A 26,209-nucleotide genomic window follows, 5' to 3' on the forward strand; every position below is an offset into this window, starting at 1 on the left:
ATAACATAGAATTCTAATCTTTTGAGGAGGGCTTACAAAATGGCAAAAGAAATTAAATTTAGTGAAGATGCTCGTCGCGCAATGCTTCGTGGTGTTGATGCGTTAGCTAACGCTGTTAAAGTTACATTAGGACCAAAAGGACGTAACGTGGTTCTTGAGAAAAAATTTGGTTCACCGCTTATCACAAATGACGGTGTAACAATTGCAAAAGAAATCGAATTAGAAGATGCATTCGAAAACATGGGTGCAAAACTTGTTGCTGAAGTTGCTAGCAAAACAAACGATGTAGCTGGTGATGGTACTACTACTGCAACTGTTCTTGCTCAAGCGATGATTCGTGAAGGCCTAAAAAACGTAACTGCTGGTGCAAACCCAATGGTAGTTCGTAGAGGAATTGAGAAAGCAGTTACTGTAGCTGTTGAAGAATTAAGAGCTATTTCACAACCAATCGAAGGAAAAGAGTCTATCGCACAAGTTGCAGCTATTTCTTCGGATGACAAAGAAGTTGGCCAATTAATTGCTGAAGCTATGGAGCGCGTTGGTAACGACGGTGTTATCACAATTGAAGAATCTAAAGGTTTCTCTACGGAATTAGAAGTAGTAGAAGGTATGCAGTTTGACCGTGGATATGCATCACCATACATGGTAACTGATTCTGATAAAATGGAAGCAGTACTTGAAAATCCATACGTGTTAATTACTGATAAAAAGATCGCAAGTATCCAAGAAATTCTACCAGTATTAGAGCAAGTTGTTCAACAAGGCAAGCCGTTATTACTAATTGCCGAAGATGTTGAAGGTGAAGCTCTAGCAACTCTAGTAGTGAACAAGCTTCGTGGTACATTTAATGCTGTAGCTGTTAAGGCTCCAGGATTTGGTGACCGTCGTAAAGCTATGCTAGAAGATATCGCTATCCTAACTGGTGGTCAAGTAATCACTGAAGATTTAGGTCTAGACCTAAAATCTGCAGATATCACTCAACTAGGTCGCGCTTCTAAGATTGTTGTAACAAAAGAAAATACAACAATCGTTGAGGGTGCTGGTGAATCTGATAAGATTGCAGCTCGTGTTAACAATATCCGTGCTCAAATGGAAGAAACTACTTCTGAATTTGACAGAGAAAAATTACAAGAGCGCCTAGCTAAATTAGCTGGTGGTGTTGCAGTAATTAAAGTTGGTGCTGCTACTGAAACTGAGTTAAAAGAACGTAAGCTACGTATTGAAGATGCGTTAAACGCAACTCGTGCAGCAGTAGAAGAAGGTATCGTTTCAGGTGGTGGTACAGCACTTGTGAACGTATATAACAAAGTAGCTGCTATCGATTTAGCTGGAGACGAAGCAACTGGTGTGAACATCGTACTTCGTGCTTTAGAAGAGCCAGTACGTCAAATTGCTCACAACGCTGGTCTTGAAGGATCTGTGGTTGTTGAACGCTTGAAAAACGAAGAAATCGGTATTGGTTTCAACGCAGCAACTGGTGAGTGGGTAAACATGATCGACGCTGGTATCGTTGACCCAACTAAGGTTACTCGTTCTGCACTACAAAACGCAGCATCTGTTTCAGCTATGTTCTTAACAACTGAAGCTGTAATTGCTGACCTACCAGAAGAAAATGCTGGTGGCGGAATGCCTGACATGGGTGGCATGGGTGGAATGGGCGGCATGATGTAATAGGGGTTTTAAAACCTTGTTATATCAACGTCTAAAATAATAATATGCTTTTCTTGTCCTCGGATTTGTCCTCGTTTTATAAAAAAACAGGGCAACCTATGACTAAAAAGCTAACTATAGGAGAAGGTCTTTCATCAGTTTGCTAAACTGTTGGGAGGCCTTTTCTTCCATATTGGCGGTCATATGAGCATAGATATTCATTGTCGTATTAATATCTGTATGTCCAAGCCGCTGTTGTATTTCTTTAATGCCAACTCCAGCTTCAATCAATAATGAAGTGTGGGTATGTCTAAATGAGTGTGGAGTAATGTTCTTTTCTATCTCTGCTTTTTTCAGAAGTCTTTTAAGCCGGGTCTCAACAACTTTTCTTAATTGTGGATGCCCATCCTCACGAGCAAAAATAAACTCGTTGTCTTGGTATATAGGTCTATTTTTTAATTTAATTTCATTTTGTTTAAGCCGATGCTTCTTTAACATGCTGATAAGCATTTCATCAATCTTGATTGTACGGACAGAGCCTTTTGTTTTTGGCGTTAAAAGCTGATATTTTTCAAAATGATTGGTAGGGTTATAAAGAGTTTTAGTAACTCGGATAGTACCCTGCTTTTCGTTAAAATCCCCCCATTTTAGGGCCAATAATTCACCTATTCGTATTCCTGTATAGGAAAGTAACGTAAAGACAAGATGATCCATTTCAAGCCCGTCTGTATAGGCTAATTTTAGAAAATGGGCAAGCTCTTCTTTTTCAAGAAAAACAATATTCTCTTCTGCTTTCTCCAGTTCTTCAACACTCTGCAGCTTTTTAGGCATTTTGAATTCCTCAGTAGGATTATTTTTTATCAGTCCTTGAGTCAATGCTTTCCGAAAAATCATTCTTCCGCAAGCATGAATACCATCCATATAATTTTGACTGTATTTTTCGTTTAATTCTAGAATCCTTTCTTCATACATTTTCTTAGTAATACGGTTGATTGGATAAGGCCCCCAAACAGAGGTAAAATGCTTCATTTCCTTTTCTCGAGCCCTCACACTGCTTATCTTCACACCACTGCGGCTATACGTTTTTAACCAATCCTGGGCGAATTGTTCAAACGGCATATCAGATTCTTTAATTAAGGTCCCATTATCTTTTGCAAGTTCCACAAGGCGAGCTGCTGCTTGTGCCTCCTTTTTTGTTTTAAATCCACCTTTTGAAATTTCCTTCCGCTTCTTGGTAAGTGGATCTATCCCTAAATAAATGTGATAGCTCCATGTCTTACCTCTTTGTTTGAATTTAGCCATGTTAAGATATCTCCTTTATTGAATACATAATATTGATTTTGTTATTTCACTTGTTTTCTAGTAAATCCATACTTTTCGGGATTTTTTCTGATCCTAAAGGCCTCCTGTTTACAAGCATTTGAACAGTATTTTTGCCGCTTAACCTTTTTAAAAGGCAATTTACAATTTAAATTTTCACATATATGAACAGGCTCATTATTAGATACTACTTGCCAGAGATCATGGTAAATCGCCCTTACCAGGTGTGGGGTATATTTCCATTCCTTAATGGTAAAACCTAAAGGTGGTTTTCCCGTTATAATTGTTTCAGGAAGCATTTTAATGTCTTGATTCCCAATGGAATTAACTTTAAGTGCTAATAATGCCTGGGCAAGTTTTAAAAAGTCTACTTCTTTTTCCATTTCCTTCTCATCAGCTGTAAACCCAGTCCATGATCCATCCCACCATAAAATTTGGCAGCTTCCACCTATTGGTTCTTTTACAATTAATAACTTATCCTCAAGTTCACTCTCTTCCATTTCTCCTTTATGAATACTTATTAATGCTTCATATAACTTTAGGATTCTTTGCATTTGTTTAATATGAAAATGCCATAATTCAATGGGCTCGCAATCGGATTGGCCAATGGGTAAATCTATAAAATAAGAAGAGTCAGTATAAAGGTCTCTTTTAAGTTTAACCTTATTTATTTCCGCTTGACCGGGTGTGCTGATTCCAAGCAAACCGTAGCTATTAGCAAACTTATTTATACCTTCCTGAGTTTTTAACTTTGAAAATTCCCAAGCCAATCCTTCAGGAATAATAATTTTCCCCATTGACTCCTTGGGGACTACAGAAACAAATCTCCCTGTATGTTTTCCTAAGCAGTCTAACCAAGCCTTAGCGCCATTAATTTTTAATTCATCAAGATTGTTTTCACTAATCTCTAAAACTGAGGCTGTAGGGAAAAAGGATTCTGCCTTACCGTCAAGCCAATAATAAAACTTGTCCATTTTATCATCCTCCATTTTTTAAAATGAAATTGTTACGTATTGTTACGAAATAATGTATATATTAGTTTGAATTACGTAACAACGACTGATACGCTTATTATATACCAGGTAACAACAATAAACAACAACATTGGTTTAGAAAGGGTGAATTTAAAGTGGATACTAAGGTTTTGCCTGAGAACGACCCTATTCTTAAAGAAAAAGGTGAAATTCCATATTGGGAAATTGCCTCTCGGTTAGGCGTACACGTTAACACTATCCGGAACTGGATGAAAAGCTCCATGAGCCAAAAACAAAGAGAAATGGTTTTGGAAGCAATAAAGGAAATTAAAGAGGTTAAATAAGTGAGGTGGAACCATGCTCGAAATAAAACTGGATGATGAGGAAGTAAAAGCCCTATTTTTGGCCGAAGTTAAATCACGTTTAGACAAAATTGAATCGGAAGCCCTTCTTATGAATTCAAAGCAACTATGTAAATACTTAAGCCTAAGCTGGCCAACTGTTGAAAAAGTATTTTTAAGTGATCCAAACTTTCCTCGAATTAGGCTAGGGAGCAAATGGCTTTTTCCACGTAAAGAAGTTGAACGCTATATAGATATTTGGGCTATGGAGAACCAAGCCAATGCGGATGAAAAGCTATACAAACTATAAAAAGCTAACAACAATAGAAGTGATCGATCTTGTAAAAAATTCTATTGGTATTGAAGCAGTGCTCGACTATTACGCTGGCATCAGCCTTGAAAATGTAAAAGGAAGAAAAACAAAGTTAATTTCTTGTATTTTTCACCAGGAAAGAACACCGAGCCTTGCAATAACTCCCCTAAAGAATGTTTTTCATTGTTTTGGCTGTCAAGCAAAGGGTGATGTTATTACACTTGTTTCTCTTTTAAAAAAAGTATCACAAGGAAGGGCTGCTTTTATCATAGCCGAAGACTTTGGTTTATTGGATAAGGTAAAGCCTCAGCTAAAACTATCCATTAAAGAAAAAGCAATTGATAAAGAGCTTGAAAGGAATTTCCGGCAGAATGAAAAGGAATTATTTGATTTTCTTTTGCAAGTTAAACAACACTTTCAAGCTATTACAAAAAGTATTAAAAATGAAAGGGATTTACAACGCAAAGGTGGCCTTTATCACATCATGGCTAAAATTGAATATTACCTGGATTTACTTTTCAATTATGAAAGCTTTTCGCCAGAAGAGCGTATTGATAATTATATTTTGATTCAAAGATTTATAGAGAAAGAGATTTACCCGATTTACAAGGCAGTTCAAGAAAAAGAAATAGAGGAGGTGAGCATCAGTGAGTGAATGGATAGCAGCTTTTAAAAAGAAAGCACATGAAGCCCCATATCTTCTTCCTAAAAATTACTTTCCTCAGCAGGAAGAACAACAACAGCAGGAGGACAAGCAATTTTTGCCTTCTCCGATTAAAGACATCGTGATTCCAAAAGGATTTGAAGCCAGGAAGGAAGGGTTATATTTTGTTGCGTACAATGAAGAAAAACCACCTGCTTTTATTTGCTCCGAATATGTCCTTATTACTGGAAGATATGAAAACATTACGGATGGAACTGAAGGATTGATAGTTTCCTGGTTTCATAATAACAAATGGAAAAGGTTGAAAAGGAGCCGGGATAACTTTATGGTTCTAAGCAAATTAGTTGAATTATCCGCTTTAGGTTTTCCTGTTAGTTCCTTAAATCAAAGATTAATGGTTCAGTACTTAACCGCTTTTGAAAGGGCGAATTTGGAAAATATACCAGTTGAAAAAGCCAGTGAACAAATGGGTTGGAGTGAACATGGATTCCTGTTAGGAAATGAGTTTATAGGTTCCGGTTCTTTGTCATTGGTCAGCAGCGACAAAGGTGAAGAACAGTTTGCAAAACATTATACAAGCAAAGGCTATATACATCCTTGGTTAAACATGATTGAAGCGATTAAGTCTTATCCAAAGGTAATAGCTGGGGTTTATGCTTCCTTTGCTTCCCCTCTGATAGAGCTCTTCGATTCAAAACCCTTTATATTTGAGTGGAGTGGGGAAACATCAAAAGGGAAAACAACAGCGCAAAAAATCGCAGCTTCTGTTTGGGGTAAACCGAATGAACACGGTATTTTAAAAAGGTGGAACAGTACACCCGTTGCAATAGAGAGGGCTGCCAGCTTAACAAACCATGTTCCGCTATTCTTAGATGATACTAAACAGGCAAACCCTAAATATATCGCCTCTTCCGTTTATCATTTGGCGGGCGGTCAAGGTAAAAACCGGGGAAGTATAAATGGTATGCAAACAACAAAAACCTGGAGTAACGTTATTTTTAGTACAGGTGAACAAAAGATAACTAGCTTTTCACGTGATGGAGGATCAACGGCAAGGGTTTTCAGTTTGGATGGTTTACCTTTTGGGACTGCCAATGATGAAACATACAATCTTGTTAGAAAGATTGAAAGAGTTTTAAAAAAACATTATGGGTTAGCAGGAAAAATGTTCATCCAGTACATTTTGGATAATCGCGAAAAATGGCTAGGATGGGAAAATTATTTTTACCAACAAACAGACTTTTACGCAGAAATAGCCAAAGGAAACACAGTTTCACAAAGACTAGCTGAGCATATGGGGATTATTGACCTTGCCAGCATTCTTTTTCATAAATGTTTTAATCAGCAATACAAAGCGGAAAAGGAAATGATCAAATTGTGGGAAGGAATCATTAGTGATAACCAGGAAACAGACAGACCTAAGCAAGCCCTGGAAGATGTTATAAGTTGGGTTTCATCAGAAGAAAACCGCTTATATACCCGGGATGGAGAAACGATTTTTAAGCCTTCTGACTGTATTGGCAAATGGAATGAAGCCAAATCAGAGGATTTATGCTTGTATCCTGTAAAACTGGAAAACTTCTTGAAAACACAAGGGTACGAACCTTCTGCAATACTAAAATCGTGGGCGGAAAGAAATTGGATTGTTACCGCAAGCGGTAGAATGAAGAAAAAGGTATCTGTTAAGAACGTAAAAGAATGGATGTATGTTTTAAAAATTGACATAATCAACAGCCTCTAGAACTCTGTTTAAAGGGCTTTATATAAATATAGTACCCATTAGTACCCACATAGTACTCAATATAGTGGAAACTGTTTAAGTCAGTATTATCAAGGTTTAACTTAATAGTACCCATAGTACCCACTATTTTTAGTATATACCTGTATATTTTCAAAAGGCTTTATTCTCGCTATTTCACCATAGATAAATACACTATTATATTTTAGTGGGAACTCCGGGTACTATACTCCAAAAATATGGTTTGTTAGTTCCCGACGTGTGAGAACTTAGCGGGAACCATGAAAGAAAAATAGTTCCATTAAACTTCCGAAGTTTTCCTTAACAGCTAAATCACCAAAACAAGCCAAGCTAAAAATAGCTGTTAGGGTAAGTGAATCGAAGGTATAGCTTAAAGCCAAACATGAGGGGTTTACGCTTATGATGATATTAGGCATTAAATATAGTTTCACAGATAAGGAGATAAAAGAGCTGCTTTCCGGTTTGGTAATCCTGATTGATACCAGGGAACAGGGAAACAGCCATATCCTTAAATACTTTGAATCTCATAAAATCACACACAAGAAAAGAAAGCTGGATTATGGGGATTATTCCGCTTATTTGCCAAAGAATGAGGGATTAGGAATACAAAGAGATATTTATTTAACCGCTGCTATTGAGCGCAAAAACAGCGTGGGTGAATTAGCAGCTACTATTAAGGAAAGAACCCGCTTTGAAAATGAATTGATTCGGGCACAAAATTCACCTTTTGTTCTTTTGGTTGAAGATTCAGATGGCTATGAAAAAATTGTAAGGGGGTCATATAGGAGCCATTACAAAGCAAAAGCCTTATTGGGTTCCTTGAAGTCATTTGAAACGAAGTACGGCTTCCAGACCGTCTTTATTTCTCCAAAAACATCCGGGAACTATTTTTTTTATCACTTTTATTATCTATTCAGAAACATGCTGAGAGGGGCATCATTTTTGTAAAGAAAACTGGGGTTTTTATGTACGTTTTGTTAACTTAAAAAACGCGGAGGCCTTGATATAATTGGACTTTTTAGATTCCCTAAAAATAGGAGTGAAAACATGGCCGCAAATGGGAGCAAATTTACTAAAAATATACGATTAAACAGGCCGCAAGACATTAGAAGGATGGTAGGAAAAGTTATTAATATCTTGCTCCAAGATGGAGAAATGACAATAGACAAAGCCAAAACTATAGCGACCTTATCGAATACAGCTTTAAAATCAATGGAACTAGGAGATTTAGCGGAAAGAATGAATAAGATTGAGCAAATGTTTGATAACCAGGAATAGCACCGGAATTTTACGAAAAGGAGCGATATCGAATGAGTTTAAAATCTCGGCTGAAACATCTTGAGCGAAATATAAAGCCAAAAGGAAAAGACCCTGTTCAAGAGTGGCAAGATAGAGTTAAAAGGCATGAAGAAATGGAAAGCCTTTCTCCCGCCATCGAAGAAGGAGATTTGCAAGCTTGCATTCGCTATTGCCAGCTGTGTGAGGAAAGTGTCGTTGACAGAACATTTGCTTACCGGGATGTTTTTATTAAAGTTGCTGCAATGAACGGAGGTTATGAACCGAGTTATGAGGAAGAAACAGAGATCGACGTTTGGTATCACAATCTAAAGGAGACATATAAATATCTGGAAGAGAAGGTAAAGGTTCCGAGTATTAAGGAACCTGTTTTGAAAAAGTGGAAATCCCGAAGCTTGTGAAAAATATACTTAACTAGGAGTAGTTTAATTTTATGTGTGAAGCCTAATTCTTTTTTAACAATTAGGCCAGATTATTGAGTAGAACTTCTATGGATTTAACCATTTTATTAAAAGATAAATTAGTTTAGGATTAATAAAGGTGAACCGTACACTTAAGTAAGTGAGTTTTTTAAAAAAACAGAAGCAGCACCGTACCGTAAATTGAGGAAGGTGCTGTTTTATCTTAGATGAACATTTGTTGCATAAAATATTTCTTTTGACTTTGTAGTAAAGTTAATTTATCCTCTTGAAGACTAATATTCTTATCTAATGAACACAAAAAATCAGTAATAACTCTTTGTTCTTCAATACAAGGGATTTGTAAATTACAGGTATTAAATGCTTGCATTCTTAACGAAGGAACTGTTGAACCAACAGCAAATTTTAAAAAATGTCTGTTTTTTAATAATAACTGATAATATATAAATTTAGGTATGATATTTTCTTTGAAGTTATAAATGCTATATGCACGCTGATGCAGTGCATACTTCCCCGAAAAATATCTAGGAAGAAAGCGGCTACCCTCTCCCGGGTAAATAATAGCCTCTTCGTTGAAAGAATATTCATTTAAATATTTAATATCTTCTGAACGGTCAAAAAAATGATAGGAACCATTAGCTACATTATCTTTAACATTCTTATCACCAGTTTTTATTGAGGCTACTTGATTTAATAATAAATTATCCCATTTTGGATATGGTTTATCATCTGCACTTTTAAATCGTAATTCTTGTTTAAAAATCTTGTGTATATATCCTTTTTTCTGTTCTTTAAGCAAGTCAATTTTTTCTTGTTGAAGTTGAATTTTCTTTTCAAGTAGGCTGAAAAAATTACCTAACTTCTTTTGTTCTCGCAAGGATGGTAACTTAACTAATGTGGTTGCTAAATTATTCATGTTTATTTTCTTTGGAGAAGCAGTTAAAAGGGATTTAGATAAAAATTCTCTTTTATATGTTGATGTTTTAATATACTCAACAAGAAAATTAGAATCAAAAAGCTTGCTAGATTTTATTAATCCTACACTTACATATATGCTAAAAGGTGTATCCCACTCAACTAATTTTGGTACTCCAAGTGAATTAATTCCTGAACTAATCCTAGTAATTAAAATATCATTCTTTTGTGGATTACACCTTTTATTTATTTCCTTATATTCTTCTTCGGAAATATATTTTACTGGAGCATTGGTTGTAATTGTTTCGACACTCCAGAATGGAATACCAGATGGTTTATAATTAGGTGTAAAGTGTGTGCCGTCGCTTAATTCTGTTAAATTGCCAAGAGTAAAAGACTGCCATTCGTCATGAAATTCTGTAAATCTCAATTTAGGTGCCTTCATTACTTACACCTCCAACTCTTTAAAGTATTTCTCTAAATCACGATCCACATCTGTAATCTCTTCATCGATTTTCTTCAGACGCTGAACTACTTCTTGTAGGTTAATCGGTTCTTCTTCTTCAAACGTATCAACGTAACGAGGAATGTTTAAATTGAATTCATTATTCTTAATTTCTTCTAATGTTGCAGAGTAAGAGTATTTTCCGATTGTTTCACGACTCTGGAGTGTGTTAATAATCTTTTCAACTTGTTCGTCTGATAAATGGTTTTGGTTTTTGCCTTTTTCAAACTCATTTGATGCATCTATGAATAGTACATTATCATCATGCTTACGACACTTTTTAAATACAAGAATACAAGTTGGTATACTTGTACCGTAGAAAATGTTTGCTGGTAATCCGATTACTGCATCTAAGTAATTTTTTTCTTCTATAAGATACTTACGAATTGCTTCTTCAGCAGCACCACGGAATAGGACTCCATGTGGTAACACCACTGCCATTGTCCCGTTATCATCTAGCTGATGAATAAAGTGTTGAATGAAGGCAAAGTCTGCTTTTGATTTTGGTGCTAGTTTAGCGTAGGCACTAAAGCGTTCATCTTCTTTGAACTTATCATCCGCACTCCATTTCGCAGAATATGGAGGATTGGCAACTATAGCTTCAAAACGTTGGTCGAGGTGTTGTGGTTCTTCTAATGTATCCGCATTTTGAATATCGAAACGTTGGTATGGAACATCATGAAGCAACATATTCATACGTGCTAAGTTGTATGTTGTTGAAACTTTTTCCTGGCCGTAATATTTGTGGACTTTCGCTTCTTTACCTACACGAAGGAGCAAGGAACCAGAACCACAAGCTCCGTCATATACATCCCGAATTTCTGATTTACCAGCAGTCACAATCTTCGCTAAGATTTTAGATACTTGCTGTGGAGTATAGAATTCGCCAGCTTTCTTCCCTGCGTTTGCAGCAAATTGTGAAATCATATATTCGTATGCATCACCTAAAATGTCAATTTCTACATCATCTTGCAAGAAAGGAATACTTGCAATGTTGACAATGACTTTACTGATTAAACTTGTACGGTCCTTAACGGTACGTCCTAAACGTGAAGAAGTTAAATCCATATCGTCGAAAAGATTTTGGAAATCGTCTTGGCTTGCAGTACCTAAAGTGGAAGATTCAATTGCTTTTATTCCGTTTTGTAGCACTTCTATATCAAAATTCCCATTTGTCCCTTTTTCAATTTCTTCAAGGAAACGAGAGAACAGGAATTTTGGCTCTACTACATAACCTAACTCATCAATAAGATACTCAGCTAAGTCCTCACGGTACTCTTCATTTTTCCATGCTTCGGCATATGATATGTTATCGTCTTTAAGTAATTTTTTTGCACGTGCTTCTACTTTTTCAGATAAATAACGATAGAAAATTAATCCTAAAATATAATCCTTGAATTCATTGGCATCCATTTGACCCCGTAAGTCATTTGCCATAGACCATAATTTTTTATGTAATTCAGCTTGTTGTTGTCGTTGTTTTTCACTCGTCGTCATCGTTAATTCCTCCTAAAGTTTCATTATTAGTTTAAGGCAATACTTTGGATTAGTTTTTGCTGGATATATAGCTGCTGTAATTCAGCCTTTTCGGCCATCAATAATTCTTTTCTTTTTTTAAGCTGAGCTATTTTTCCGATAATGATTTGCTTTTGAATAGGTGGTAAGTCAATTTCTAAATCCTTTAAATGAGATAGTTTCAATAGAGAAATCACTGTGCCTTCACTTAGAACAGACAGTTGCTTTTGAATGGATGGATGTTCATTAAAATACCATTCAAAAAAGGCTGGATCTGCATTACTTGTAAATTGAATTTTTATGAAGTTGTTTGTTAATAATAACCCGCTATATTTCTGAGGTAACAAAGCAACTTTTTGTGTATGTGTGTGTAGAATAAGACTATTTGTGTCAGTTAGCAACTGTGGTACCAATTTTTCTTTTTGTACAGTAATTTCTATATTTTTTTCATTTGAAATTCGATAAGCTAAACCCAGCGTTTCATTAAATTCCTTTAATGAAAGTGGTTTAACCTTTAATGTTTCTACGTCAGAAGATAATGTTTCTAAACGATTTGTAAACGCACCTTGTGTAAATACAGCGATTTCATGGAGTTTCATCGTACACCTCCTTTGATATTTTATAATATATCAAACTCATAAATTAATTATATGTGATATTTTATAAAATATCAACGGTTAATTGGTGTTTGTTTTGATATTTTTTAATATAACATAAAAAGAACGCTGAATCAGCGCTCTCTAATTAAATGAAATTGATTTTATGCACCATACTTTTCAGTAAAGTCACGGATAAATGATGTAATAGCTTTTATTGCTTTGTTCTTTTTCAAGAATGAACCTGATAAAGAGTCCATAATCGTATTTTTTTCAATTAGACTGGAATACTCATAGGTTGATACTTGTTCACGTAATACACTATCTTCAATATCTACTTCTTTTGCGAATGCTGAGAGTTCTTGCTCACTCATTTCTTCTTCGTAGCGATTGTATGCATCCATAACAGATTCATTAGGAGATAACGTTGGTGCGACCTTATCTAAGAACCCTTTTATCAACTCAATTTTCAGGCGTAACTTCGGATCAGATGCATGGTCTAATTCTTGTTTGATAAAACGAATCTCTTTGTTAAGTTCTTTTTCGTTTTCTATGTTAAGGCTCGCAATTAGGTTCAAAATGTAGCTGACATTTATCTTATCTGTATGCATTAGCTCTAACTCAAAGTCGATGTCATGTAAAATGGATTCTTTTGGTACTTCGCTACGTTTAAAGTCTTCGTATACCTTGAAGTACTTGCTCTTGAAATCTTCATAGGATTGCTGTGAAATCGTTAGCTCTGTCTCATCAAACTCAAAATCTGAAAATGACTGTAATCGTTGAAGGAATTTCGTCACATTTTTGAATGCAATAATAAATTGCCGCTTATCTTCCTCTCTCTCTAGCTCGTCTACTTCTTCAGGAATGACTGCAACATCTCGTAAATTTTTCACAGCTTGTTTGAATGCTTTTAAGTATTCATCGTAGCTTCCCATAAGAACCGTATCAACATTGTCTGTTCTAGAGAATAATTTAATTGCATCATCTGTATTGTCTTTTAAATTTCGATAGCAAACGATATTTCCATATGGCTTAGTCGACTTCTCTACACGATTTGTACGGCTATATGCTTGCAACAAATCATGATAAACCATGTTCTTATCTACATAGAGTGTATTGAGTGGCTTGCTGTCAAATCCAGTTAAGAACATTTTTACGACAAGTAAAATATCGATTTGAGCATTTTTAACTTTTTTTGATACATCAGAAAAATAACGATCCCACGTTTCTGTCGAGAAGTCTGTGTCATACATTTCGTTATAATCTGCAATCATGCGGTCTAGTGCTTCCCGAGAATGTTCACCAGTACCATCGCTTTCCTCATTTTGCCCATATGAAAAAATTCCAGCGATCTTCAAATCATGATTCTTGGATTTAAAAATATCGTAATACTTAATTAACGTAGGAATGGAATCAACTGCGAACATAGCACAATAGCCTTTGCTCTTTGAACGTCGTAAATGATTTCCGATTATATGGTCAGCTACTAAGTTTAAACGTCGTTCATCATGCCACACTTCATCTGTATCAATCGCTTCTACTTTTGTATCATCGGCTTCATCAATATTTGCGTTAAAAGTACGAATGTATTCTACTGAAAAACCAAGTACGTTCCCATCACGGATTGCATCTTTAATTAGGTAGTAATGCAAGCATTTATCAAAAAGGTCAGCAGTTGTACGTCCATCTTGACTTTTATTTTCGACAAAACGAGGTGTTCCTGTAAAACCAAAGTATTGAGCATTCTGAAAGTGACGATCAATCTCTTTTCGCATATCTCCAAATTGGCTGCGATGACATTCATCAATAATGAAAACGACCTTTTCTTGTTTGTATGGTTCCATAATTTGAGCGTACTTTGGATTTTTGATAGCATTGTTCATTTTTTGAATGGTTGTCACTATGAATCGTTTCAAGGGATTTTGTATTTGTTCAATAAGGATTTCGGTTTTGTCTGTTCGATCAACCGCTCCCTTCTGGAACTTGTTGAACTCTGCAATCGTTTGGCTGTCTAAGTCTTGGCGATCAACAAGGAAGAATACCTTTTTGATACTTTCCTCATCTGCTAAGATTTGACCAGCTTTAAAAGAGGTTAAGGTTTTACCAGAACCAGTTGTATGCCAAATATATCCATTATTTTTAGTTTCAGTAGCTCGTTGTACCAATGCTTCAACTGCATAAACCTGATAAGGACGCATTACCATTAATGCTTTATCGGTATCATTAATCACCATATAACGACTAATCATTTTCGCAAGATGGCATGGTTTTAAGAATGAACTACTGAAACTTTGCAAGTTTGTAATAAGTTCATTTCTTTCATCTGACCAGAAGAATGTAAATCCAAATTGAATGTCATAATCAGAGTTCGAAAAATATTTTGTATCGACACCATTACTTATTACAAAAATTTGAAGGAAACGATATAAACCTGGAAATGTATGACGACGATAGCGTTGGATTTGGTTAAATGCTTCTTTAAAGTCTAATCCTCTTCTTTTTAATTCTATTTGAACCAGTGGTAAACCATTAATTAGAATAGTGACGTCATAACGATTTGTGTATTTACCAGTCACAGTAGTTTGTGTTGTAACTTGAAAAAGATTTTTACACCAATCTTTTGTGTTTAGCAATTCAACATATAATTGCGTTCCATCCTCACGTTCAATTAGTAGCTTATCACGTAAGATTTTTGCGGACTCGTATATGCTTTTGCCTTCAATTAATGTAAGAATTCTCTTAAATTCTGTATCTGATAAGGGCTGTCCATTTAGTTTATGTTCATTAAATAAATTAAGTTGTTCCTTAAAATTGGCTAATAGTGCTTCATAGTCCGTAATCTTAACAGCTTTGTATCCTTGACCTACAAGTTGTTTATGTATTTTTTTCTCAAGTTCTGCTTCAGGTTGGTATGCCATGCTGAAAAACCCCCTTAACTCCAGCTTTTTCTTATTATATAAAAAATTAAAGTATAAGTTTCATTTTTGATAGTAATTTAAAGAATGGTTTGTTGGTTAATTGACCACTAAAATAAAAATTTCTATTTCCTTTGGTATGTATTATACCTTAAAATGGATTTAGGTGAAAAAATAACCAATTATAGGGGGAGAGACTATGAAAAAGGAAGTCTTAGTTTTAGGAGTTAAGAAATATGATTTTATAACAGAAGATGGAGAAAAGGTACAGGGTACGAGGGTATATTTTTATGACGAGGAGGGCGATGAAAGCAGTAAGGAAAAGGTAAAAGGGTACATACCTACAAAACGCTGGTTTCCTGGATTTGAGAAATTCGAACAGTTCCAAAGCAATAACTTACCAGGAAAATATGAAATGGAATATGATATCCGCATCTCAGAAAAAGGGCTTAATTTAGTTATTAAAGGATTTACTTACGTAGGTAGTGCTGAACCAATTGCTTAATAATTGAAAAAATTAATAAGTATTAATATAATAGATATAAGTGAGCTTGCAACATAAGGTTGAAAGCCAATAGATTATTCTATTGTCCCCTATCGGGGTCACTAGTTTCAGTAATCGCTTATAATATACTTATAGGTGAAATATATACTGAAACGAATATGGAGGCTACAATAATGGAACTAATTATTAAACTAATCATTGACATTGTTTTGCCTCTCTAAGACATTGTGTCTTACAGTAGAAACTTAACTCTTATAGAGTAGCAGTTTGATCTTTCCTTCTCTCCTAACACTGCAATAATTGAGGAGAGGGGGCTTTTTTTATGGGGTGAGAAACTTTGGATGGGGAATATGATTATAAACTAAAGGAAATTGCTACAGAAGTAAATATTAAACGAATTTTTCGAGAATATGAGGAAAGCAAGAAGGATAATTTTTATGATCCACCAAAAATTAGAATCCAAATAGGAACCGATGGTGTTGATCATGTGTTATTTAGAAAGAATTTAGATATTAATTGCATTAATATTTCTAGGCGGATTAAATCAGGTAATTATTTTTTTAAGCCTTTTCGTGAAATACATATTCCGAAAGGAAACGGTCAGTACAGAACAATTTCTATTGCATCTATTAGTGACATATTAGTCCAAAAACTTATACATGAATGTATCTATCCCTATGCAGAAACTATGTTTCGGGAATTACATAATACAAGTTTCGCCTATAGGAAAGGAATTTCTGCACCTCAGGCTGCAAAACAGGTTTATAAATACATAAAAAGTGGCTACAGTTATGTTTTTGATGCAGATATTAGTAAATTCTTTGATACTATTCCACATGATAACCTCAAGGAGAAATTATTTGATTTTTGTGGTGAGGAAAATAAATTAATTTATACCTATTTGAAACGTTTTATTTCGGTAGATCGAGTGCTACCTGAGACATATATATACCATAAAGAAAAAGAAAAGATATTTAAACGAAAAAAACCGAAAAGAATAAAGAGGAAGGCTGGAATACCTCAAGGTGGAGTCTTTTCAGGTTTGATAGCAAACATTTATATGCATGAATTTGATAAATGGATTATAGGGCTAAAGGAAAAATATGACCTTAAATATATAAGATATGCTGATGATTTCTTAGTACTTTATAAAGATAAGAATATTGAAGAAAAGATTAAAAATGAAATTAGCTGTATGATAGAAAAATTAGGATTAAATCTTAACTGGGATAAAACAAAGACAATTGATTTAACAAAAAAAGGGAACTATGTTAATTTTGTAGGGTTTTCCATATCACAAACTGGTATACGTATAAAGAAAGAAAACATGAACAAATTTAAACAAAAAGTACTTGAAGTAATAAAAAAAAACCATATTTCTAATTATGAAGAAAAGGATTTAAAAAGGTTAATATCTAAATTGAAATTTAAATTGCTAGGGAATGAGGCTTTAGGGTTAAGTAAGTGCAATAAATGTAATTTATTTGAACCTAAAAGAAGTTGGTTGAGTTATTTTTCCATTTTAACAGATGTTCAGCAATTAAGAGAATTAGACGCCTGGATTCGTAAACAGTTATATGTATGGCATTATAATCAATCGGGAAATCGCTTAAGTCTAAAAAAAATTAGAGAATTTGGCCATATACGCCTTGAAGATATTTATAGAAGGATTAAAAAGGAAGAGAAGCTAGAGATAGAATATTGTAAATGTAGCCCATTAGAGGCAAAGAGGAGTAGAGAATATCTTTTTCATATATTAATTTTTCATGAATCCTAAAAATTATGAGGAGTAAAAATGCAATGTTGGTAGGAAGAGACCCAAAATGGATTTAAAAGTAGCGTGTTGGAGTGTTACACCGGGCTCGATCCTTTCTTTTTTACCTGGATTCTTTTATGGTTAAGGGATTGAATTTACTCTATTTCTTGCTTCTGACATAAATTTTATCTGATTGTATGCAGAAGGAAAAAGGTCCATGTATCATAAGTAGGTATGAACCTTAGTAAGAATAACTGCAAATGAGAAAAAAGCCAACCTCAAATTAAGATGGGCTTTATACATTTATAGCATATAAATTTGTCCTCTGGTTTGTCCTCCGATGTTTTATATCATATTTAAAATATTTATGTTGTTTTTTTAAAAAATGTAGATTTAAAGCCTTCTTTATGCATTATTTCTTTCTATTATTTATGAAAATGAATGGGCGGCATGATGTAATAACGAAAAGCGGAAGTGGCTTGCTCAGCCCCGACAAGCATAAGACGGACCAACCATGTGGCGCTCTTGCCACAAGGGCGGGGTGGCTAGAGCATAGAGGGGCTAGCCGCTTGAGCTAGACATTATGTCTCTCCTAAACCCTTGATATGAATGGGTTTTATAGTAAGATGAGAGTGGAATGTTAACATATTGTTAACATGAAGTTTTTAACGGAGGCTTCTCATAAGTTTATCAAACTTGTGGGAAGCTTCTTTTTTCATTTCTTGGGTTACATGGAGATAGACATTTTTTGTGATTTGATCATCGGAATGTCCTAGTCTGTCCATGATCTGTTCTAATGAAACACCAGCATCGGCATGAAGTATGAATATGCCTTAAGGAATGCGGTTTTAACTCAGGAAAATCTGACATTGATATTATAGACGTTCCAGATTAAATAATAGGATTTGAATTTATTCAGATAATCTTTTATCCAGAGGAAAAACTAGGAATTAAGCTCCATTTAGTTACCCCAAATATGTTGCATCTAAAAAGAAATAACCTCCCTGGCACCAAGTGCTCTAGAGTAAGGTTATTTCATAATTCTATACAGAGTGAAGGCGCAAAAGGTTCTTATGGTATTATCGGCGATGTCTTTATTCAGGGTTATAGAGCAAAAAATACCATGTTGCTAGGTACACTCTTCGAAAAGGGATTAATAATGGATGAAAGCTCAAGTTGTTTTAAGTATATCGCTGTATTATATTAAATTTGTTGTTGCAATTGAAGTAACTGTATAATATATTGGTGAGCAATTTAGTTCCTTTTTTAGGTCCTAGCGAAAGGAGATCACCATGAGTGATATAACTAATACTAAGGAAATTTTGGAGCGAGTGTCCGATGGATTTTATTCTTTAAATAATGAATTAAAATTTGAATATATAAATAATGTTACAGAAAATCTTTTGCAAATTAAACGAGAAAATGCAATTGGGCATTATATCCATGATGTATTAAAACACAGTGACTTACTAAATATTGTATCACGATATGAAAGGGCATTGTCCGAGCAAGAACCTGTAGAATTTGAAGAGTTTTTTAATAATAGATGGTATGAAATAAGGGCATTTCCTTCTAAGGAAGGCCTGTCTGTACTTTTTAGAGATATTACTGAAAAAAAGAAAGAGTTTCAACATATTAATTTTCTAGCTAATTACGATGTTATCACAGAAATACCGAACCGTTTTTACTTTAATAAATACTTAAAATGCAAGTTACAATCACAATCTATTGATGGCTCATTTGCTGTTTTATTTATTGATATTAATAATTTTAAAAATATAAATGATACATATGGTCATGGAGTAGGTGATTTGGTATTAAAACAAATCTCAAGACAAATTGAAAAAAAGATAAATCAATTTGGTTTCATAGCTCGGTACTCTGGAGATGAATTTTTACTAACGTTGGAAAACCTTGTTGATGACGAAATATCATCTGTGATTGAACGAATAATTGAATCATGTTCAAGTCCATTTTGTGTAAATGGGTTTGACATAAGAATATCAATCAATGTTGGGGTTAGCCAGTTTCCTAAGGATGGGCAAAGTGAAGAATTATTGATAAAGCATTCAGAAGATGCAATGTATCAGGCAAAAAAAGAGGGAAGAAATAAGTATAAGTTCTACGCCTGTGATGAGAATGAAGGAAGAGTAGACGCTTTAAAGTTAGAGCTAGAGCTCAACAAGGCAATAGAAAATAATCAGTTAGTACTTCACTATCAACCTAAAATCAATTTGAATACAGGGAAAATTGTGGGGGTAGAGGCATTACTTCGTTGGGAGCATCCAGAATGGGGAATGGTATCGCCAGAAACATTTATACCTATTGCTGAAGAGACAGGATTAATTTTACCTATTGGAGAATGGGTTCTGAATGCTGCCTGTGAACAAAATAAAACTTGGCAACAACAAGGTTTTTCAACAGTTGTTTCCGTCAATTTATCATCTATTCAATTTAATCAGACTACTATTATTGACATCATTGAATCCATTCTTCAAGAAACAGGATTAGAACCACACTTTTTAGAAATTGAGATTACTGAAAGTATGACAATTGATATTGACCGTACAATTTTAATGTTACAACAGCTTAAAAAGGTTGGAGTCCATATAAGTATCGATGATTTTGGTACAGGTTTCAGTTCATTAAGTTACTTAAAAAACTTCCCTGTAGATACCTTGAAAATCGACCAGTCTTTCGTTAAAGAACTTCGAAACAACCCAAATGATGAAACCATAGTTAAAACCATTATCTCAATGGCTCATAATTTGAATTTGAATGTAGTGGCAGAAGGAATAGAAACAAAAGAACAACTGGTTTTTCTACAACAACATTTATGTGATGAAGGACAAGGATATTTTTTAAGTAAGCCCTTAACAGCGTCTCAATTACAAGAAAAACGGTTTGAAATCGAAAAAATAGTTGAAGAACATGGAATCCCTAAAGATATAAACCAACAACTTTTATTGAAGGAATTATTGGAATCGGCCCAAAGAGAGTTACACGATACGATTCGTTTGCAGCAAGGGATGATATTTAAGTATAAGAAAATGAATGAACGATTTATTCATACACAATGTGACGGGGAATTATTATACCGTCTTGGAATGATTCCTTCTCAAGTGATAGGAAAAGAATTAGCTGATTTTCTTCCTTATAGAAATGCCCTTGATAAAACTGCCTACTATAAGATGGCATGGGAAGGAGAGGAATTTGTTACTTATGAAGACGAACTAAATGGAATTAACTATCTAACAACTTTACGTCCTATTAAAAAAGCTGGAGAGGTAGTACAAGTCATAGGTTCATGTATAGATATAACGGAACGTAAAAAAGCGGAGAAAGCTCTACAAGAAAGTGAGGCTAAGTATCGGCTGATTTCTGAAAACATGACAGACATCATCATGTTATTGGATATAAACGGAACAATACAATACGCATCACCTTCCCTTGGAAAAGTAATGGGTGACCCATTAAAATCATATATAGGTAAAAGGTCGTTTGATTTAATACATCCTGATGACAGGCAAAGCGTAAAGATGGGATTTGAAAAAGTACTAAATACTATGAATCCATTAAGGATGGAAGCTCGTTTTCTGAACGTTGATGGGAAGTCGTTATTATTTGAAGGACTAGGTACCCCAGTACTTGGAGAAAATGGCGATCCTGAACATTTTATAGTAGTAGGGAGAGACATTACGGAAAAAAGGGAAATGGAAGAAATGCTCTCAAAATCAGAAAAATTATCAGTTGTTGGTCAACTTGCTGCAGGAGTTGCACATGAAATTAGAAACCCTATAACTTCAATAAAAGGATTCATTCAGCTTTTAGAGGAAGGAATTATGAAGAAAGAATTTTTCGAAGTAATTTCCAAAGAGTTTAAACAAATTGAGAAAATTCTTGAAGAATTTATTAATCTTGCCAAACCAAAAGAAATTCAATTAAACAAGGTTAATATTAAAACTATACTTAAAGAAGTTGAGACATTATTAAAACCAGAAGCAAATTTGAAAAACGTAGAAATTTTCCAAGAGTATCAACAAAATCTTCCTCAGATTATGTGTGATTCAAACCAAATAAAACAAGTTTTCATTAATATAATCAAAAATAGCATTGAAGCAATTCCTAAACATGGGTTTGTAAAACTCCAAGTCAGTATAGAAGGAAAAAATGTCCTTATAAGAATAATCGATAATGGAATTGGGATAAGTAAGGAACGAGTTCAGAAATTAGGTGAGCCGTTCTATAGTAATAAAGAAAAGGGTACAGGTTTAGGTTTAATGATATGTTTTAGAATTGTTCGGGAACATAACGGGTCAATAAAAGTAAAAAGTAAAGAAAATGAAGGTACTACGGTTGAAGTTAGGTTACCAATAAAAACTTTTCTTTAGGAATAAGCTAATCCCCATCTTACAAAAGGTGGGGATTATTTGCAGTTTACCATCAAACGGTTGATTCGTTTTCTCAACTATTACGTTTTTAGTTGAATAAAATCAAACCAGTATAATTCATCTCTTTTCTGGAAAACTATACCACAAGAGGAGATGACTGGTTATGAAATTCCTTCAAAACTTAAGAAAAAGAAAAGAAGATAAGTATTCAGAAAAGATGGATTCTCTTTCTAATGAAGAACCAGATAAACTAATAAGTTCAGACCTTTCAGCTAATGAAGGTTTTTTGCGAGATGTTTTTCATCAATGTTCTGATGTTGTGTTTCGTGTTGTTCCTATAAACGATAAAACAAAATTACTTTTTGTTTATATTGATGGTTTATGTGACACAAAACCTCTCGATGAGATGATGTTAAATCCTGTTAGGTCATCTGACAAAGAATGTGAAGTATTTATATTTGAAGAATTTTTTGAAAATCGGCTTCGCCAGGTTGCTCAAATAAAATCAACCAAGAATGTAAATGAATTAATTAATGGGGTATTAACCGCAAATGTCGCCGTTCTAGTCGATGGAGAAAAAATTGCCTTACTTGCAGATTTAAAAGGTTTTGAAAAACGGTCAATTGAAGAGCCTTCATCCGAAACCGTCATACGTGGTCCAAGAGACGGGTTTACAGAAACATTACGTGTGAATACAAGCTTAATCCGAAGACGAATTAGGAGCCCTAGATTGAAGATAGAGTCATTTACAATTGGTAAACTTTCAAAAACTGATGTAGCAGTTGTATATATTGAAAAAATTGCAAGTGATTCTGTCATTGACGAAGTACGAAAGAGACTCGAGTCAATTGAAATTGATGGAGTTATCGAGACTGGTTATATTGAAGAGTTTGTAGAAGATTTTCCTTTTTCTCCATTTCCGCAAGTACAAAACACCGAACGCCCTGATATCGTTTGCGGCAGTTTATTGGAAGGAAAAGTATCCATATTGGTGGACAATACTCCCTTTGTTCTGATTGTCCCCATGACCTTTTGGTCGGGATTACAGGCCGCTGAAGACTACTATGAACGGTTTATTTATGTAACCTTTATTCGTTGGATTCGCTACATTTTATTCAATATTTCATTACTGCTTCCCTCTATATACGTTGCAGTAATAACTTTTCACTCACAGTTAATTCCAACAAATTTGTTAATAAGTATAGCATCTGCACGAGAGGATGTCCCATTTCCAGTGCTGATTGAAGCTTTTATGATGGAGCTGATGTTTGAAGCCTTACGTGAAGCTGGTATACGGCTTCCTAAGTCAATTGGTTCAGCTGTTAGTATTGTAGGAGCACTCGTTATAGGGGAAGCTGCTGTACAAGCTGGTATTATATCTGCTCCCATGGTTATTGTGGTAGCAGCTACAGGAATAGCATCATTCGCGGTACCGCGCTATAATTTCGGAACTGCATACAGGCTCCTTCGCTTTCCTATACTTATCCTAGCAGGACTGTTTGGTCTCTATGGAGTCATTCTAGGAATGATTGCCATCCTTATTCATCTAGTTCATCTTAAATCCTTTGGGGTTCCCTATTTAAGTCCGATTGCCCCGCAAAATCCAAAATATCTAAAAGATGTTTTGGTACGAGCACCTAGATGGAGTATGCATCGCCGACCTATAAGGGTAGCTGGTCAAGATAAAACCCGTATTCCCAGAGGAAGGAACGAATGATGAGATGATCAAAAGATTAAGTATTTGTTTTCATATACTCGTTTGTATGATTTTAACTACCGGATGCTGGGATGAAAGAGAAATAAACGATCAAGCGATAGTTTTGGGGTGGGGTTTCGACCAAAATGAAGATGGAGATTATATTGGCAGTGCTCAGATTGTTGTTCCTGGGGAAGTTGGTGAGAAAAGTAGTGGTCAAGGCAAAGGATACATGGTTGAAACAGCGACGGGAAAAAGTCTTTTGGATGTAACTCAGAATTTGCAAACAAAACTTTCAAGGAAAGTTTTTCTAAGTCATCAGAAGGTCATTATAATTGGGGAACGCTTAGCCAAAAATGGAATATCGAACATCCTTGATTTATACAGTCGAGAACCTGAACTTCCCATTCGAACGAATTTTTTTGTTTTAAAAAACGGGGATGCATTGGAGTTTATGGAGGTAGAGTACAAAATGGAAGATATGCCTTCAACTGCTGCAAAGAAAATGTTCCAAAGCACATCAGGACCAGAAAGCACTACGTTTAAGGATTTTTTGGAAAGTGCGAGTTCAGAGGGAATCAGTCCGACATTACCGATTCTTGAAATTATTAGTTCTAAGGAGGGTGAAAAGGATACGGAGACGTTCCGTCTTGGTGGAAGAGCCATTTTCAACCAGGACCTTGAGTTGGTTGGATTTTTATCCTATCGTGAGTCAGTTGATAGATTGTGGATTATTAACAAGTTAAATACTCATAAATTCACCACAAATTTAGTAGAAGAAAAAGGAAATGTAGGTATTCTGGGTATGAAATTTAATAGTAAAGTCCAACCCATTATACAAAATGATCAACTGGAGTTTCATATAACGCTTTCCGGAACAGGGGTTGTTCGTGAAAATAATACAGCATTAGACCTAAAGCAGCCGAAGAATCTCCAAATAATAGAACGTTCATATAATAAGAATTTGCAAGAACATATGTTAAGTACCATTACAAAAGTTCAAAAAGAATATAAAACAGATATTTTTGGTTTTGGACAATTCGTTCATAAGAAATACCCTCGAAAATGGAAATTATGGAAGAAGGACTGGAGTAATATATTCTCAGATGCAAATATTACAGTTAATGTGGATATAAATATCGATCGAACTGGGGTAACTGGTTCTTCATTACATTTGAAAGAAAGTGAAATCCAGAAATGAAAATTTCCAAGTACCAAATATTTTGGATGATTGCATCTTTAGAAATTGGAATGGTTTTGTTACTGACACAATCACCTGCTATTGAGGAAGCTAAGCAGGACGCTTGGATTTCATTTGTATTTGCTGGGTTGGCTGGGATAGGAATCACCTATGCTGCAGGAAAACTAAGTCTTCTCTATCCTAACCAAACATTTATTCAGTACAGTCAAAGGATATTAGGGAAATGGTTAGGGAGAATTATAGTGATTCCATATTTTATCCATTGGCTTTCTGTAATCGGAGTTATTTTTCGTCAATCATCAGAAATAATCCAAATGACTTTATTTACAAGAACCCCATTGTTTATTTTAATTGTACTTTTATTACTTTTAGTAATTTATGTGAATTACATAGGGGGGATTGAAGGCATTGGGCGATGTAGTGAAATTATGGGCCCGTTTATATTTGTAATGGTGATTATTACTTTATTCCTTAATTTTAATAATATAGAATGGGAGAAAATTCTACCTGTTTATACTGATTCAGGATTAAAATCCATTTTACAAGGAAGTTTAACGCCATTATCGTTTTATGGTGAGTCGGTTTTAATAATGATGCTACTCTCTTTTACAGAAGAACCGAAAGAAGGAGTAACTTGGGCTGTGAGGGGTGTAGGAGTTGTAGCTATTTTAGTGACTATTTCAACACTAGAAATTCTAATGGTATTTGGCCCAAATTTGTCTTCAAGACTATGGTATCCATTTTTTGAAATGGCGAGATACATATCGCTTATGCATTTCCTACAAAATCTCGAAATAGTTGTGACTGTTATATGGATCTTCAGTATATTTATAAAATTGTCCATTTATCTATTCGTATCTAGTTATGGGATCGCTCAATGGCTAAATATAAAGGATTGGCGAAAGGTTATTTGGTTTGTAGCAATAGCATCAATAGTACTTTCTTTGATTTATCCAAATAATAACGTTGCGTCTGTTTCTTATCTTGAAAAATATTGGCTTCCATTTGTTCTCCCCATGAATATGATAGGTATTCCCTTGCTCCTCTGGGGAATTGGAGTTATTCGTAAAAATTCAAAACAAATTGATGAGTAATAATACAAGCAAGTGTAAAATAGGCCCCATCTGCTAAACAGGTGGGATCTATTTTACGCTAGTTGATAATTAGAATGATATTTTTGTTTATATATTTTGAATAAAACCTATTGCTGTACGTCACTAAACCAAATAGTTTTTTTAATTTTTATTTATTGCTACTTTTATTTTACTTAAATCTCATGTATACTAAAACCAAATTGAATAGAAATAACTAGGGGAGTCCAATAAGTTGGGCTGAGAGGGAAACACGTTGAAGTTTCTTGACCCTTTGGACCTGATCTAGATAATACTAGCGTGGGGAAGTTAGAAAAAATAATTCATGTATTGAATAAACTTCTACATACAAAGCCGGTCCATCCTTTTTGGATTCGGCTTTTTTAT

20 protein-coding genes, 1 pseudogene and 1 riboswitch are annotated in these 26,209 nt (G+C 34.7%); of the genes and pseudogenes, 14 read left to right on the forward strand and 7 right to left on the reverse strand.

All coding sequences use genetic code 11. The features are described from left to right. Nucleotides 1–39 precede the first annotated feature (39 nt). On the forward strand, nt 40–1,671 hold the full coding sequence (groL, locus tag CZ490_RS19215) for a chaperonin GroEL (protein ID WP_077620357.1): 1,632 nt from the start codon (nt 40–42) through the stop codon (nt 1,669–1,671). A gap of 114 nt (nt 1,672–1,785) precedes the next feature. Here groL and CZ490_RS19220 read toward each other — a convergent pair whose 3' ends face one another. Next, a complete protein-coding gene (locus CZ490_RS19220; protein WP_077620358.1) occupies nt 1,786–2,952 on the reverse strand; it encodes a site-specific integrase in 1,167 nt (388 codons plus the stop codon). Between the two features lie 41 nt (nt 2,953–2,993). Next, a complete protein-coding gene (locus CZ490_RS19225) occupies nt 2,994–3,944 on the reverse strand; it encodes a hypothetical protein (RefSeq protein WP_077620359.1) in 951 nt (316 codons plus the stop codon). Between the two features lie 155 nt (nt 3,945–4,099). Here CZ490_RS19225 and CZ490_RS19230 point away from each other — a divergent pair, with 155 nt between their 5' ends. From CZ490_RS19230 to CZ490_RS19260, 7 genes are all read left to right on the forward strand, one after another. Beyond that, entirely contained in the window at nt 4,100–4,288 is a 189-nt protein-coding gene (locus tag CZ490_RS19230; RefSeq protein ID WP_077620360.1) for a hypothetical protein, read from the forward strand. Nucleotides 4,289–4,301: 13 nt separating this feature from the next. After that, nucleotides 4,302–4,595, forward strand: coding sequence for a MerR family transcriptional regulator (locus CZ490_RS19235; protein WP_077620361.1), 294 nt, complete (start codon nt 4,302–4,304; stop codon nt 4,593–4,595). Beyond that, on the forward strand, nt 4,573–5,253 hold the full coding sequence (locus CZ490_RS19240) for a CHC2 zinc finger domain-containing protein (RefSeq protein WP_159439989.1): 681 nt from the start codon (nt 4,573–4,575) through the stop codon (nt 5,251–5,253). The genes CZ490_RS19235 and CZ490_RS19240 overlap by 23 nt, the downstream gene beginning before the upstream one ends. Beyond that, nucleotides 5,246–7,003, forward strand: coding sequence for a DUF927 domain-containing protein (locus tag CZ490_RS19245; protein WP_077620363.1), 1,758 nt, complete (start codon nt 5,246–5,248; stop codon nt 7,001–7,003). Before CZ490_RS19240 ends, CZ490_RS19245 begins: the two co-directional genes overlap by 8 nt. A 417-nt stretch (nt 7,004–7,420) precedes the next feature. After that, a complete protein-coding gene (locus tag CZ490_RS19250; RefSeq protein WP_077620364.1) occupies nt 7,421–7,969 on the forward strand; it encodes an ERCC4 domain-containing protein in 549 nt (182 codons plus the stop codon). 99 nt (nt 7,970–8,068) lie between these two features. Then, entirely contained in the window at nt 8,069–8,299 is a 231-nt protein-coding gene (locus tag CZ490_RS19255; RefSeq protein ID WP_077620365.1) for a hypothetical protein, read from the forward strand. A gap of 32 nt (nt 8,300–8,331) precedes the next feature. Then, nucleotides 8,332–8,718: a hypothetical protein gene (locus CZ490_RS19260; protein WP_077620366.1), complete on the forward strand. Its 387-nt coding sequence runs from the start codon at nt 8,332–8,334 to the stop codon at nt 8,716–8,718. A 223-nt stretch (nt 8,719–8,941) separates the two neighbouring features. On the opposite strand, the gene CZ490_RS19265 is transcribed toward CZ490_RS19260, so the two are convergent. The 4 genes from CZ490_RS19265 to CZ490_RS19280 all read right to left on the reverse strand — a co-directional run bounded on the left by CZ490_RS19265 (nt 8,942) and on the right by CZ490_RS19280 (nt 15,185). Continuing rightward, nucleotides 8,942–10,096 carry a restriction endonuclease subunit S gene (locus tag CZ490_RS19265; protein ID WP_077620367.1) on the reverse strand — a complete coding sequence of 385 codons (1,155 nt, stop codon included), beginning with the start codon at nt 10,094–10,096 and terminating at the stop codon, nt 8,942–8,944. Between the two features lie 3 nt (nt 10,097–10,099). Beyond that, a complete protein-coding gene (locus CZ490_RS19270; protein ID WP_077620368.1) occupies nt 10,100–11,653 on the reverse strand; it encodes a type I restriction-modification system subunit M in 1,554 nt (517 codons plus the stop codon). Between the two features lie 26 nt (nt 11,654–11,679). Next, the gene (locus CZ490_RS19275) at nt 11,680–12,270 is read right to left on the reverse strand and encodes a restriction endonuclease subunit S (RefSeq protein ID WP_077620369.1); all 591 of its coding nucleotides are present in this window, start codon (nt 12,268–12,270) and stop codon (nt 11,680–11,682) included. 161 nt (nt 12,271–12,431) lie between these two features. Further along, complete coding sequence (locus tag CZ490_RS19280; RefSeq protein WP_077620370.1) at nt 12,432–15,185, reverse strand: type I restriction endonuclease subunit R; 2,754 nt, start codon at nt 15,183–15,185, stop codon at nt 12,432–12,434. 196 nt (nt 15,186–15,381) lie between these two features. On the opposite strand from CZ490_RS19280, the gene CZ490_RS19285 reads away from it, so the two are divergent. Continuing rightward, nucleotides 15,382–15,687, forward strand: coding sequence for a hypothetical protein (locus tag CZ490_RS19285; RefSeq protein ID WP_077620371.1), 306 nt, complete (start codon nt 15,382–15,384; stop codon nt 15,685–15,687). Between the two features lie 337 nt (nt 15,688–16,024). Continuing rightward, nucleotides 16,025–17,464, forward strand: a complete 1,440-nt coding sequence (locus tag CZ490_RS19290) for a reverse transcriptase domain-containing protein (protein WP_077620372.1) — start codon at nt 16,025–16,027, stop codon at nt 17,462–17,464. A 644-nt stretch (nt 17,465–18,108) separates the two neighbouring features. On the opposite strand, the pseudogene CZ490_RS23120 reads toward CZ490_RS19290, so the two are convergent. Continuing rightward, nucleotides 18,109–18,298, reverse strand: a pseudogene (locus CZ490_RS23120) (tyrosine-type recombinase/integrase); the annotation flags it as partial. Nucleotides 18,299–18,735: 437 nt separating this feature from the next. Here CZ490_RS23120 and CZ490_RS19300 point away from each other — a divergent pair. The 4 genes from CZ490_RS19300 (at nt 18,736) to CZ490_RS19315 (ending at nt 25,825) form a co-directional block, all read left to right on the forward strand. Then, nucleotides 18,736–21,834, forward strand: coding sequence for an EAL domain-containing protein (locus CZ490_RS19300; protein ID WP_077620373.1), 3,099 nt, complete (start codon nt 18,736–18,738; stop codon nt 21,832–21,834). 163 nt (nt 21,835–21,997) lie between these two features. Continuing rightward, nucleotides 21,998–23,551 carry a spore germination protein gene (locus tag CZ490_RS19305; RefSeq protein ID WP_077620374.1) on the forward strand — a complete coding sequence of 518 codons (1,554 nt, stop codon included), beginning with the start codon at nt 21,998–22,000 and terminating at the stop codon, nt 23,549–23,551. A 4-nt stretch (nt 23,552–23,555) separates the two neighbouring features. After that, complete coding sequence (locus CZ490_RS19310; protein ID WP_077620375.1) at nt 23,556–24,731, forward strand: Ger(x)C family spore germination protein; 1,176 nt, start codon at nt 23,556–23,558, stop codon at nt 24,729–24,731. Further along, nucleotides 24,728–25,825 (forward strand): GerAB/ArcD/ProY family transporter, encoded by a 1,098-nt coding sequence (locus tag CZ490_RS19315; RefSeq protein WP_077620376.1) that lies wholly within the window; start codon nt 24,728–24,730, stop codon nt 25,823–25,825. The genes CZ490_RS19310 and CZ490_RS19315 overlap by 4 nt, the downstream gene beginning before the upstream one ends. A 206-nt stretch (nt 25,826–26,031) precedes the next feature. Further along, nucleotides 26,032–26,146, forward strand: a riboswitch (TPP riboswitch). The last annotated feature ends 63 nt before the right edge of the window (nt 26,147–26,209 follow it).

Origin of the sequence: Litchfieldia sinesaloumensis (genome assembly GCF_900156865.1) — a bacterium.
Taxonomy (GTDB): domain Bacteria; phylum Bacillota; class Bacilli; order Bacillales; family Bacillaceae_L; genus Ferdinandcohnia; species Ferdinandcohnia sinesaloumensis.